Consider the following 12,272-nt stretch of genomic DNA (forward strand, 5'->3'; position numbering starts at 1 on the left):
ACCTCGCACGCATACGGTGTTCTTACGCGAGGTTCTCCCGTGGAGGTTGGGACATGACGGAAATTCTTGTGCAGGCTGGTGCGGAGGGGGAAGTTTCTCCGGTCCAGGTGGTCGGACCCAGGGTGGTGGAACACCCGGCCTGGCCCTTGCTCAAGGACGCCGTGGAAGAGTTCAGGCCCCTGCAGAGCAAGGACGGCTCGATCGACTTCGAGGCGGAAGGCGCCCCGGCGAAGGCCGACGCCGAGCGGATCCTGAGCCGTGTCATAGCCGCGGTCGAGGAGCTCGCCCCGCTGCTGCCGCACGACGCCGCGTACCACGAGGAGCTCGTGCGCGACCTGCGCCGCTGGATGGAGGGCGGCTTCGAGGTCCCGGACTTCCTGGACTCGCTGCTCGCCTTCCAGCCCGCCGCGCAGCGCAGGGACGGGCTCCAGCACCTGGTGCTCTTCGCGATGTACACGCAGAACGGCAATCCGGACCGCAATCTGGAAGCCGTCGTGCTGCGCATGGTGTGGCCCGAGTGGCTCGCCGAGCTGGAGGCGACCCGTTACGACAACCCGCTGTTCTGCGGCATCACGTTCGAGGACTTCACCTCCGGGTACGACACGAACTCGGCGGTGCTCTTCCCGGAGACGATCGCCGTGCGCGAGGCGCCCGAGCGCTTCTCCTGGGGCGGCATCTTCTGCGACCGCGAGGCGGCCCGCTTCCGCCGCGTCACCGAGGCCGCCGTCGACATCCTCGGCGTCGAACTGCCCGCGGACATCGAGGCGATGGTCGCCGACCAGGACCGCTGCCAGCAGGCGTTCGTGCTGTGGGACATGGTCCACGACCGCACGCACAGCCACGGTGACCTGCCCTTCGACCCGTTCATGATCAAACAGCGCCAGCCGTTCTGGATGTACGGCCTCGAAGAGCTGCGCTGCGACCTCACCGCCTTCAAGGAGGCCGTGAAGCTGGAGGCGGACGGCGTCCCGCAGGCGCGCGACGTGCAGTACGCCGTTCTCTTCGACCGGATGTTCCGCTTCCCCGTCACCGGTGACCGGGTCAAGAACTACGACGGTCTCGGCGGCCAGCTCCTCTTCGCGTACCTGCACAAGCACGACGTGGTGCGCTGGACGGACAACAAGCTGCTGATCGACTGGCAGCGCGCCCCCGAGGTGACCAACCAGCTGTGCGGCGAGATCGAGAAGCTGTACCGCGACGGCATCGACCGCCCGAAGCTGGTGCACTGGTTCGCCGCGTACGACCTGGTGTCCACGTATCTGTCCCCGCACCCCGGCTCCCGCTGGGCGAAGGGCCCCGACGCCCTGGACACGTCCCTGCCGCCGCGCAAACTCGTGGACGAGGTGCTTCCCGACGAGTTTCCGCTCAGCATGTTTTATGAGGCCCTCTCCAAGAAGCTGAAGACCGTGATCGCCTCCACGAAGGGGATCACGGCGGAGCGTGCCGAGAAGGTGGCCGCGTGAGCCACCGCGACCAGCAGCAGGAGGCGACGGACATGAGCGACACCAACGGGACCAGGGACACGCTGGACGGTGCGGTGATCGCGGTCGCCGGAGCGGCCGGACCGGCAGGCAAGGCCACCCTCAAGCGGCTCGCGGAGGCCGGTGCCACCGTCATCGGGGCCGACGCGGACGCGGAGCGCCTGGTGGCGGCCGTCGACGAGGCGCGCTACGCGCACGGCGGCGCCACCGTCATCGGCGACAACGTCGACCTGCTCGACCTGCACGCCACCCGCGACTGGGCCGGACGCATCGAGAAGGACTTCGGCCGCGTCGACGGCCTCGTGCACCTGGTGGGCGGCTGGCGCGGCGGCGCGACCTTCGCCGACACCGACCTCGCCGACTGGGACCTGCTCGAAAAGCTCCTGATCCGCACGGTGCAGCACACGTCCCTCGCGTTCTACGAGGGCCTGTCCCGCAGCGACCGCGGCCGCTACCTGCTCATCAGCGCCGCGGGCGCCTCCAAGCCGACCGCGGGCAACGCCGCGTACGCCGCCTCCAAGGCCGCCGCCGAGGCGTGGACGCTCGCGCTCGGTGACTCCTTCCGTAAGGCGGGGGGCGAGGCGGGGCCGCAGCAGGCGGCTGCGATCCTGGTGGTCAAGGCGCTGGTGCACGACGCGATGCGCGCCGAACGCCCCAACGCGAAGTTCGCGGGCTTCACGGACGTCACGGAACTGGCAGAGGCCATCTCCGGCGTCTGGGAGCGGCCCGCCGCCGAACTGAACGGGACCCGTCTGTGGCTGACCGAGAAGCCGTGAACCCTGCAAAGACCGATGCCCGCCGGCATCACGACCCCGCCACGCAGGGGTTCGCCAGCGACAACTACGCGGGGGGCCATCCCGAGGTGATGGCGGCGCTCGCCCTCGCCAACGGCGGGCACCAGGTCGCGTACGGCGGGGACGAGTACACGGACCATCTCCAGACGATCATCCGCAGCCACTTCGGCCCGACCGCCGAGGCGTTCCCGGTGTTCAACGGCACGGGGGCCAACGTCGTCGCGCTCCAGGCGGTCACCGACCGCTGGGGCGCGGTGATCTGCGCCGAGTCCGCGCACATCCACGTGGACGAGGGCGGCGCCCCCGAGCGGATGGGCGGCCTGAAGCTGCTCACGGTCCCGACCCCGGACGGCAAGCTCACCCCCGAGCTGATCGACCAGCAGGCCTACGGCTGGGACGACGAGCACCGGGCGATGCCGCAGGTCGTCTCGATCACGCAGTCCACCGAACTCGGCACGCTCTACACGCCCGACGAGATCCGCGCGATCTGCGAGCACGCCCACGGGCACGGCATGACGGTGCACCTCGACGGCTCCCGGATATCCAACGCCGCCGCGTCCCTGGACGTCCCGATGCGGACGTTCACGAACGCGGTCGGCGTCGACATCCTGTCGCTGGGCGGCACCAAGAACGGCGCGCTGTTCGGCGAGGCCGTCGTCGTCCTCAACCAGGACCGCGTGCGCCACATGAAGCACCTGCGCAAGCTGTCCATGCAGCTGCACTCCAAGATGCGCTTCATCTCGGTGCAGTTGGAGGCGCTGTTCGCCAAGGACCTGTGGCTGCGCAACGCCCGGCACGCGAACGAGATGGCCCAGCGCCTCGCCGAGGGCGCCCGCGGCGTCGACGGCGTGGAGATCCTCTACCCGGTGCAGGCCAACGGCGTCTTCGCCCGCCTCCCGCACGACGTCTCCGAGCGCATGATGAAGAAGTACCGCTTCTACTTCTGGGACGAGGCGGCCGGCGACGTGCGCTGGATGTGCGCCTTCGACACGCGCGAGGAGGACATCGACTCCTTCGTCGCGGCCCTCAAGGAAGAGATGGCGCGGTAGCCACCTCCGTCGCATAGGTATGCGGTCGACCGTAAATGTATTGACGTACGGGCGGCCGCATTCCTATGCTCGCTTGCCATGCAGCTGATCCAGCAGAACCCCGATCTGTCCGCGTACTTGGCGGCCGACGACGTCATCGACCACCATCACCCGCTCGTGCGGGAGACGGCTGTGCGCCTCGCGCGCGAGGTCGCCGATTCATATGCATACGCTCGGGCGGCCTATGAATTCGTACGGGACGCCATCCCGCACTCCGCCGACAGCGGGGACCCGCGCGTCACTTGGCGGGCGTCGGACGTCCTGGAGAAGGGCACCGGAATCTGCCACGCGAAGGCGCACGCGCTGGCGGCGCTGCTGCGCGCCGAGGACATCCCGACCGCGCTCTGCTACCAGCGGCTGACGTACGACGCGGGTACGGGCTGGTGCGTCCACGGCCTGGTGGCCGTGCGGCTGCGCGGGGCGTGGCACCGGCAGGACTGCCGGGGGAACAAGCCGGGCGTAGACGCCCAATTCTCCCTGGACGGGGAGCGGCTGGCGTGGATACCCGACCCGGAGGCCGGGGAAGCGGACTACCCGGCGCTCCACGACGCACCGCATCCGGCGGTGCTCGACGCGCTGCGCGGCGCGCCGGACCGCCCGTACCTGTGGGAGCACCTTCCGGACGCGCTCCCGGCGTGAATCAGCCGGCCTCGGCGGCCTTGACCTCTTCCGGGGTCGGGGCGGTGCCGCCCAGGTGCGCCGGCATCCACCACGTGTCGTCGGGGCCCTTGGGGCGCACCGGGTAGGCGCGCTGCGCGGCCTCGAGCAGCTCCTGCATGCGCGTGCGCAGGCGGCGCGTGATCGCCCCCGCGTACTGGTCGCTCGGCGCCTCCATGGCCTCACCGACGCGGACCGTGATCGGGATGTGCTGCCGCTTGAAGTTCTTCGGACGGCCCTTGGTCCACAGCCGCTGCGTGCCCCAAAGCGCCATCGGGATCAGCGGAACACCGGCCTCCTGGGCCAGGCGCACGGCGCCGGTCTTGAAGCTCTTGAGCGTGTACGACTCCGAGATCGTCGCTTCCGGGAAGACGCCGATGATTTCGCCCGAGCGCAGCGACCGCAGCGCGTGCTGGTACGCGTGCTCGCCCTGGGCGCGGTCCACCGGGATGTGCTTCATGCCGCGCATCAGCGGGCCGGAGATCTTGTGCCGGAAGACCGACTCCTTGGCCATGAAGCGGACGAGACGCTTCTGCGGCAGGGCCGCCAGGCCGTCGAAGATGAAGTCCAGGTAGCTGATGTGGTTGCTGACCAGGACCGCTCCGCCGGTACGCGGAATGTTCTCCGAGCCTTTGCAGTCGATCTTCAGGTCGAGCGCCTTGAACATCGTGCGGGCGGCGCCGATGACCGGAGGGTAGACGAGCTCTGCCATGGAGGGGGTTGGCCCTTCAGTAAGTTACGCGGCCGTAGGTTTTCCGGCTTGCGCAGATCGTGCCCCATCAACGGCTGGGTGGCCAGTCCTGGTTCCAGCGTCGTAAGAGATCCTGGTCACGTGCCGGGAATACGCGAACGGCCGGAAAGCGCTGCACATAGAGCTGCGAAATGGAGGAGGAGCAGGGTGACGGTCAGTGAACAGACGTGGAGCGCCGCGCAGTTGGGCGAGGAGCTGGGGGAGCGGGCGACGCTCGTGCAGTTCTCCAGCGCGTTCTGCGCCCCCTGCCGGGCCACCCGCCGGGTCCTCGACGAGGTCGCCGCGATGGTGCCCGGCGTCTCCCACGTGGAGATCGACGCCGAGGCCCGCCTCGATCTCGTACGCGACGTCGGCGTCCTCAAGACCCCGACCGTGCTCGTCCTGGACGCGCGCGGACGCGAGGTGCGCCGGGCATCGGGGCAGCCGCGCAAGGCGGACGTCATCGCCGCGCTGGGCGAAGCGGTCTGAGGCGCGAGGGTGTGGAGAGAACGGGGACACAGGGGCACCGCGTGACGCATCTCCCAGATGACGGAACGCACTTGACTGCATGCGCCACGTATCGTCAGAGTGACCGTATGCCTTCGGAACTCCTTCTCGTCGAGCGGGTCCACGTGGACCTGGCTCGCTGTTCGAGCGCCCGCTGTCCGCGCGTCTGACGCAGCCACGGCCCCTCGCTCGAACCCTCCAGCCAGAAGGACAACTCCATGACGGCCACGCCCGACCTGCGCACCGCCCAGGCAGCGACCCCCGACCTGTTCCGCTCCGTCTTCCGTCAGCACGCGGCGGGTGTGGCGGTGGTCACCGCTCCTGGCGCCGCGGCCCCCGTCGGCTTCACCGCCACCTCCCTCACCTCGGTCTCCGCGAGGCCGCCCGTCGTCTCGTTCGGTATCGGTGTCGGCGCGTCGAGCTGGCCGACCGTCGCCGAGGCCGAGCACGTCGGCGTGCACATACTCGGCGAGCACCAGGCCGACCTCGCCGCGACGTTCGCGAAGAGCGGCGCCGACCGCTTCGGCGCGCCCACCCGCTGGTTCGAGGGCCCCGAGGGCGTGCCGATCCTCGACGGCGTGCTCGCCTGGCTCGTCTGCAAGGTCATCGCGCGGGTGCCCGCGGGGGACCACCAGATCGTGCTGGCGGAGGCGGTCTGCGGGGACCCGGCGGGCGCGGGGCGTCCGCTGCTGTACCACCAGGGCCGCTTCAACGGGCTGCGCGACTGAGAGTTCCTGGGTCGGGCGGTTACACAGCGTTGGCAACGTCACAGTTCAAAGCGCTTGCTTAGTGGGCATAACCTGGGTGTACTGGCGAGTAACCTTTTGTTCGGAGCGCGGGCCGCCCCGACCGGAAGAGTCCGCACAAGGCGCATATGCTGCCTGCGAGAAGGCGTTTTCAGCCGAGCAGTACAGCTAGGCGTGTGGCCAGTACGACTGGCAGCAAGACAGCCGCCCAGATAAAGACGATTGCAGTAGGAGAGCCGGCGTGAGCTTGAGGATCGTTGTCACCGTGAAGTACGTGCCGGACGCCACGGGCGACCGGGGTTTCGCCGATGACCTGACGTTGGACCGTGACGATGTCGATGGTCTGCTGTCGGAGCTCGATGAGTACGCGGTGGAGCAGGCGCTGCAGATCTCGGAGAACTCCGATGACGACGTGGAGATCACCGTGTTGACGGTGGGTCCCGAGGACGCCAAGGACGCGCTGCGCAAGGCGCTGTCGATGGGTGCGGACAAGGCGATCCACATCGAGGACGACGACCTGCACGGCACGGACGCGATCGGCACCTCGCTGGTGTTGGCGAAGGCGATCGAGAAGGCCGGGTTCGACCTGGTGGTCTCCGGTATGGCGTCCACGGACGGCACCGCGGGGATCGTGCCGGCGCTGGTCGCCGAGCGTCTGGGTGTGCCGCAGGTGACGCTGCTGTCCGAGGTCGCGGTGGCCGACGGCAAGGTGACCGGCCGTCGTGACGGTGACACCGCCTCGGAGCAGCTGGAGGCTTCGCTTCCGGCGGTCGTCTCGGTGACGGACCAGTCCGGTGAGGCGCGTTACCCCTCGTTCAAGGGGATCATGGCGGCGAAGAAGAAGCCGGTCGAGGCGTGGGACCTGGACGACCTGGACATCGAGGCCGGGGAAGTGGGTCTGGAGGGTGCCTGGACGAAGGTCGCGTCCGCCGATGAGCGTCCGGCGCGGACCGCGGGCACGATCGTCAAGGACGAGGGCGAGGGCGGCAAGCAGCTCGCCGAGTTCCTCGCGGGCCAGAAGTTCATCTAAAGCTTCCCGCCCACCCATTCCGCCGCCCAAGTTCTTTGTGATTGCAGGAGATTGAAGTCCCATGGCTGAAGTTCTGGTCTTTGTCGACCACGTGGACGGTGCCGTCCGCAAGCCCACCCTGGAACTCTTGACGCTGGCCCGCCGGATCGGCGACCCGGTCGCCGTCGCGCTGGGCAACGGCGCCGGTGACACGCAGGCCGCGCTGGCCGAGCACGGCGCCGTCAAGGTGCTCACGCACGAGGCCGCCGAGTACGCCGACTACCTGGTCGTGCCGAAGGTCGACGCGCTGCAGGCCGCCGTCGAGGCCGTCTCCCCGGCCGCCGTGCTGGTGCCGTCGTCCGCGGAGGGCAAGGAGATCGCCGCGCGTCTGGCGCTGCGGATCGGTTCGGGCATCATCACCGACGCCACCGACCTGGTGGCCGGCGAGTCCGGTCCCCTCGCCACGCAGTCGGTGTTCGCCGCCTCCTACACCACCACGTCGACGGTGTCGAAGGGCACGCCGGTCATCACCGTCAAGCCCAACTCCGCCGCCGTGGAGGCCGCTCCGGCCGCCGGCGCCGTCGAGGCCCTGGCCGTCTCCTTCTCCGAGAAGGCGACGGGTACGAAGGTGACCTCGCGCACCGCGCGTGAGTCCTCGGGCCGCCCGGACCTGACCGAGGCCGCGATCGTGGTCTCCGGTGGCCGTGGCGTCAACGGTGCCGAGAACTTCTCGGTCATCGAGGCGCTCGCCGACTCCCTGGGCGCGGCCGTCGGCGCTTCGCGTGCCGCGGTGGACGCGGGCTGGTACCCGCACTCCAACCAGGTCGGCCAGACCGGCAAGTCCGTCTCGCCGCAGCTGTACATCGCCTCCGGCATCTCCGGCGCGATCCAGCACCGGGCCGGCATGCAGACCTCGAAGACGATCGTCGCGATCAACAAGGACGCCGAGGCCCCGATCTTCGACCTCGTCGACTACGGCGTCGTCGGCGACCTCTTCGACGTCGTCCCCGCCCTGACCGAAGAGGTCAAGACCCGCAAGGGCTGAGGCAGTTGTGAAGTCGACGGGGCCGCGTGGTGTTCGCACCGCGCGGCCCCGTCCGCGTGACGAGACGAGTACGGGACGAGCGCGGGACCACAAAAAGACCCATTGACGCCGATCAAGCCGACGGTTAACTTCGCTATACGGATTGTTGATTCCGTGAAGTGGAAACATCGAGCATACGGAGAGTGCACGAATGGGTCAGCAGGAGAAGGTGTCGACGAGCCTCGCGGGCGCGGTCAGCGAGAGCATCAGCGCCTCACTCGCCCCGGTCGACGCGGAGCTCGCCCGCCGCTACCCGGGGGACCCCGGCACCCGTCAGCCCGTCCACACGGTCTACGTCCCCGGTGACGCCTTCGACGCCGAGACCATCCGCACCTGGGGCGACAAGGCGCTCGCGCAGCTCGACGAGCACGCGCCGGACGCCGCCTCCTTCGCCGCCGTCCTCGGCCTGAGCGCGGAGCTCGCCGAGCCGGTCTACACCCGCGTACGGGCGAAGCTGGAGCGCGAGCCGGTGGAGGACCTGCGGGTCGACTTCGAGGACGGCTACCGGCCCGCCTCCGACGCCGACGAGGACGAGACCGCGGCGCGCGCCGCCCGCGTCATCGCCGAGGCGTACGCGAACGGCACGGCCGCCCCGTACATGGGCATCCGCATGAAGTGCATGGAGGAGGCGGTACGCGACCGCGCCATCCGCACCCTCGACATCTTCCTCACCGGCCTCATGGAGCACGGCGGGCTGCCCGAGGGCCTCGTGCTCACGCTGCCCAAGGTGACGTACCCGGAGCAGGTCACCGCCATGGTGCGGATCCTGGAGGCGTTCGAGAAGCAGCACGGTCTCGACGCGGGACGGATCGGCTTCGAGATCCAGATCGAGACCAGCCAGTCCATCCTCGGCGGCGACGGCACCGCCACGGTGGCCCGCATGATCGAGGCGGCACAGGGCCGCGCGACCGGCCTCCACTACGGCACCTTCGACTACAGCGCCTGCCTCGGCGTCTCCGCCGCGTACCAGGCGAGCGACCACCCGGCCGCCGACTACGCGAAGGCCGTCATGCAGGTCGCCGCCGCCGGCACCGGGGTCCGCGTCTCGGACGGCTCGACGAACGTGCTGCCCGTCGGTTCCACCGCCAAGGTCCACGACGCCTGGCGCCTGCACTTCGGCCTCACCCGGCGCGCCCTCGCCCGCGCCTACTACCAGGGCTGGGACATGCACCCGGGCCACATCCCGACGCGCTACGCCGCCGTCTTCGCCTTCTATCGCGAGGGCTTCGAGGCCGCCGCCGCGCGCATGGCCGCCTACGCCAACCAGGCCGAGGGCGACATCGCCGACGAGCCCGCCACCGCGAAGGCCCTCGCCGGCTACCTGCTGCGCGGCATCGACTGCGGCGCCCTCGACGTCGCCGAGGTCGCCCGCCTCACCGGCCTCACCCGCGCCGACCTGGAGGGCTACTCGGCCCCGCGCCGCGGCGACCTGACCGCCGCGGCCGAGTAGGACGCACACGGTTCGTCGCCGCGCTTCGGTTGTCCATCCCCGCAGGCCCTAACCTCCGGGGATGGATCTGCGACTGGCGGCGTACGCCGTGTGCATCGAGGACGGGCGGGTGCTGCTGGCGCACGCCGTCAAGCCGGGTGGCGAGCGGACCTGGACGCTGCCCGGCGGGCGCGTCGAGGACGCGGAGGACCCCGTGAACGCCGTGGTCCGAGAGGTCGCCGAGGAGACCGGCCTGACGGGCGAGGTCGAACGACTGCTGGGTGTGGACTCGCGGGTGGTGCCCGCGGCGGAGCGCCGCGTGCCCGGATCGCCGCCGCTGCACAACGTCGGTGTCTTCTACGCGGTCCGGATCACCGGCGGAACCCTGCGGCCCGAGCCCAACGGGCAGACGGCCGAGTCGGTTTGGACGCCGCGCGCCGAAGTCGAGGGCCTTGCCCGCTCCTCGCTGCTCGACATCGGGCTCACGCTGGCCCTGACCGGTCCGGCGACCGGCCACGTCGCGCCGGTTCCGGTGGGCGGCCTGATCGAGCACTGAGCCGACCGCCCCCGGCCGCCTTCCGCTCAGCCCGTCGGCGGGATCTCCCCCGAGCCGCGCTGGATCAGACGGGTCGTCAGTTCTATCCGTTCGGGCGGCAGCGCCGCCCCGTCCAGTTGCAGGAAGAGACGGTCCGCCGCCGTGCGGCCCAGCTGCGCCGCGTCCTGCGACACCACCGTCACGCCCGGCTTCAGCAGGTCGCCCAGCTCGATGTCGTCGAAGCCCACGAGGGCGACGGGCCGCTCGCGTTCGGCCAGGACGCGGACCACGGTGACGGTCACTCGGTTGTTGCCCGAGAAGATCGCCGTGACCGAGTCGGGGCCCGTGAGCATGTCCTCGGCCGCGCGCCGCACCCGCTCGGGTTCCGTGACACCGAGCGACACCCACCGGTCGTCGACGACGAGCCCGGCGTCCTCCATGGCCACCCGGTATCCGCGCACACGCTCGACCGCCGTGTGGATGCGGGGCTGGTCACCGATGAAGCCGATGCGGCGGTGGCCCTGGGCGATGAGGTGGGCGACGCCGTCGCGCGCGCCGCCGAAGTTGTCGGACAGCACCACATCCGCGTCGATCTTCCCGGCGGGCCGGTCCACGAAGACGGTCGCGACCCCGGCCGCGATCTCCGGCTCCAGGTACTGGTGGTCGGCGCCCGCGGGGATCACGACGAGCCCGTCCACGCGCCGTGCGCACAGCGCGAGCACCAACTCCTGCTCCCGCTGAGGGTCCTCCGCGCTCGACCCGTTGATCAGCAGCGCTCCGTGCGCCCGGGCGACCTCCTCGACGGCGCGGCTGAGCGGTCCGTAGAACGGGTCGGCCAGATCCTCCAGGACGAGCCCGATGCTCGCCGTACGTCCCTTGCGCAGGACGCGCGCGCTGTCGTTGCGCCGGAAGCCGAGCGCGGCGATCGCTTCCTGTACGCGGCGCTCGGTGTCCTCGGTGACACCCGGCTCCGCGTTGACGACGCGGGAGACCGTCTTCAGGCCGACCCCGGCCCGCGCGGCGACGTCCTTCATCGTCGGTCGGTTGCCGTAGCGGTTCTCGGTGCGGCGGGCGGTACGGTCCACTGTGCGCTGTCCTGTCCTGTCGTCCCGGCGTGTGGCGTCGAGCATAGGGCCTGGACAACGTTGTCAGATGCGGGAGAGACTGTCCACCACTGATCGGTTGCCGACTCGCAACCGCCCATCCGACCTGCCGTTCCGGGGGAACAGACACTGATGCACATGGACCTCGTCGCCGCGCTCGACATCGGCGGCACCAAGATCGCCGGTGCCCTTGTGGACGACCGGGGCCACCTCCTTCTGCGAGCGCAGCGGCCGACCCTCGCGCAGGAGGACGGCGAGACGGTGATGGGCGCGGTGGCGGAGGTGCTCGGCGAGCTCACGGCCTCCGAGCTGTGGCCGCGGGTACGCGCCGTGGGCATCGGCAGCGCCGGACCGGTGGACCGTTCGCGGGGCACGGTCAGCCCGGTCAACGTGCCGGGCTGGCGCGGGTTTCCGCTGGTCGACCGGGTCCGCGCGGTGTCCGGCGAGCTGCCCGTGGAGCTGATCGGCGACGGCGTGGCGATCACGGCGGCCGAGCACTGGCAGGGCGCGGCGCAGGGGCACGACAACGCGCTGTGCATGGTCGTGTCGACCGGTGTCGGCGGCGGGCTGATCCTGGGCGGCGAGCTGCACCCCGGCCCGACGGGCAACGCCGGGCACATCGGCCACATCAGCGTCGACCTCGACGGCGACCCCTGCCCCTGCGGCGCGCGCGGCTGCGTCGAGCGGATCGCCAGCGGCCCCAACATCGCCCGCCGCGCCCTCGCCGAAGGCTGGCAACCGGGGCCGGACGGCGACGCCACCGCCGCCGCGGTGGCGGTGGCGGCCCGCGCAGGTGACCCGGTGGCGATCGCCTCCTTCGAGCGCGCGGCCCAGGCGCTCGCGGCCGGCATCGCGGCGACGGCGACGCTCGTGGAGATCGACATCGCGGTGATCGGCGGTGGCGTGGCGAAGTCCGGCGACATCCTGTTCACGCCCCTGCGCCGCGCGCTGCGGGACTACGCCACGCTGTCCTTCGTGCAGGGCCTCACGGTGGTCCCGGCGTCGACGGGCACGGACGCGGGCCTTGTGGGCGCGGCGGCAGCGGCGCTGCGCGTGGGTCCTGGCGTGAACGGGGTGCGCCGGCAGGCGGTTTGAGGCAACGGCGAGCA

General features: G+C 70.6%; 13 protein-coding genes. 11 read left to right on the forward strand and 2 right to left on the reverse strand.

Annotated features, from left to right (window positions below):
- Positions 1-53: 53 nt before the first annotated feature.
- From ACFYWS_RS11050 to ACFYWS_RS11065, 4 genes are all read left to right on the forward strand, one after another.
- A complete protein-coding gene (locus ACFYWS_RS11050; RefSeq protein WP_389272831.1) occupies positions 54-1,463 on the forward strand; it encodes a DUF6421 family protein in 1,410 nt (469 codons plus the stop codon).
- A gap of 32 nt (positions 1,464-1,495) precedes the next feature.
- Complete coding sequence (locus tag ACFYWS_RS11055) at positions 1,496-2,257, forward strand: SDR family NAD(P)-dependent oxidoreductase (protein ID WP_389274075.1); 762 nt, start codon at positions 1,496-1,498, stop codon at positions 2,255-2,257.
- Positions 2,254-3,324 (forward strand): threonine aldolase family protein, encoded by a 1,071-nt coding sequence (locus ACFYWS_RS11060; RefSeq protein ID WP_389272834.1) that lies wholly within the window; start codon positions 2,254-2,256, stop codon positions 3,322-3,324. Before ACFYWS_RS11055 ends, ACFYWS_RS11060 begins: the two co-directional genes overlap by 4 nt.
- Before the next feature lie 78 nt (positions 3,325-3,402).
- Positions 3,403-4,002, forward strand: coding sequence for a transglutaminase domain-containing protein (locus tag ACFYWS_RS11065; RefSeq protein ID WP_389272837.1), 600 nt, complete (start codon positions 3,403-3,405; stop codon positions 4,000-4,002).
- Between the two features lies 1 nt (position 4,003).
- On the opposite strand, the gene ACFYWS_RS11070 is transcribed toward ACFYWS_RS11065, so the two are convergent.
- Positions 4,004-4,732 carry a lysophospholipid acyltransferase family protein gene (locus ACFYWS_RS11070; protein ID WP_389272840.1) on the reverse strand — a complete coding sequence of 243 codons (729 nt, stop codon included), beginning with the start codon at positions 4,730-4,732 and terminating at the stop codon, positions 4,004-4,006.
- Positions 4,733-4,918: 186 nt separating this feature from the next.
- Between ACFYWS_RS11070 and ACFYWS_RS11075 the strand changes: the two genes are divergently transcribed.
- The 6 genes from ACFYWS_RS11075 (at position 4,919) to ACFYWS_RS11100 (ending at position 10,081) form a co-directional block, all read left to right on the forward strand.
- Positions 4,919-5,239 carry a TlpA family protein disulfide reductase gene (locus ACFYWS_RS11075; RefSeq protein WP_389272843.1) on the forward strand — a complete coding sequence of 107 codons (321 nt, stop codon included), beginning with the start codon at positions 4,919-4,921 and terminating at the stop codon, positions 5,237-5,239.
- A 236-nt stretch (positions 5,240-5,475) separates the two neighbouring features.
- A complete protein-coding gene (locus tag ACFYWS_RS11080) occupies positions 5,476-5,985 on the forward strand; it encodes a flavin reductase family protein (protein WP_389272846.1) in 510 nt (169 codons plus the stop codon).
- A gap of 259 nt (positions 5,986-6,244) precedes the next feature.
- Positions 6,245-7,033 carry an electron transfer flavoprotein subunit beta/FixA family protein gene (locus tag ACFYWS_RS11085; protein WP_389272849.1) on the forward strand — a complete coding sequence of 263 codons (789 nt, stop codon included), beginning with the start codon at positions 6,245-6,247 and terminating at the stop codon, positions 7,031-7,033.
- 61 nt (positions 7,034-7,094) lie between these two features.
- Positions 7,095-8,057: an electron transfer flavoprotein subunit alpha/FixB family protein gene (locus tag ACFYWS_RS11090; RefSeq protein WP_389272851.1), complete on the forward strand. Its 963-nt coding sequence runs from the start codon at positions 7,095-7,097 to the stop codon at positions 8,055-8,057.
- Positions 8,058-8,247: 190 nt separating this feature from the next.
- Complete coding sequence (locus ACFYWS_RS11095; RefSeq protein ID WP_389272853.1) at positions 8,248-9,546, forward strand: DUF6986 family protein; 1,299 nt, start codon at positions 8,248-8,250, stop codon at positions 9,544-9,546.
- Between the two features lie 61 nt (positions 9,547-9,607).
- Positions 9,608-10,081, forward strand: a complete 474-nt coding sequence (locus ACFYWS_RS11100; protein WP_389272856.1) for an NUDIX hydrolase — start codon at positions 9,608-9,610, stop codon at positions 10,079-10,081.
- A 26-nt stretch (positions 10,082-10,107) separates the two neighbouring features.
- On the opposite strand, the gene ACFYWS_RS11105 is transcribed toward ACFYWS_RS11100, so the two are convergent.
- Positions 10,108-11,190 carry a LacI family DNA-binding transcriptional regulator gene (locus tag ACFYWS_RS11105; RefSeq protein WP_389272859.1) on the reverse strand — a complete coding sequence of 361 codons (1,083 nt, stop codon included), beginning with the start codon at positions 11,188-11,190 and terminating at the stop codon, positions 10,108-10,110.
- Positions 11,191-11,295: 105 nt separating this feature from the next.
- On the opposite strand from ACFYWS_RS11105, the gene ACFYWS_RS11110 reads away from it, so the two are divergent.
- Positions 11,296-12,258 (forward strand): ROK family protein, encoded by a 963-nt coding sequence (locus tag ACFYWS_RS11110; RefSeq protein ID WP_389272862.1) that lies wholly within the window; start codon positions 11,296-11,298, stop codon positions 12,256-12,258.
- Positions 12,259-12,272: the final 14 nt, after the last annotated feature.

The organism is Streptomyces sp. NPDC002795, assembly GCF_042888725.1.
Classification (GTDB): Bacteria; Actinomycetota; Actinomycetes; order Streptomycetales; family Streptomycetaceae; genus Streptomyces.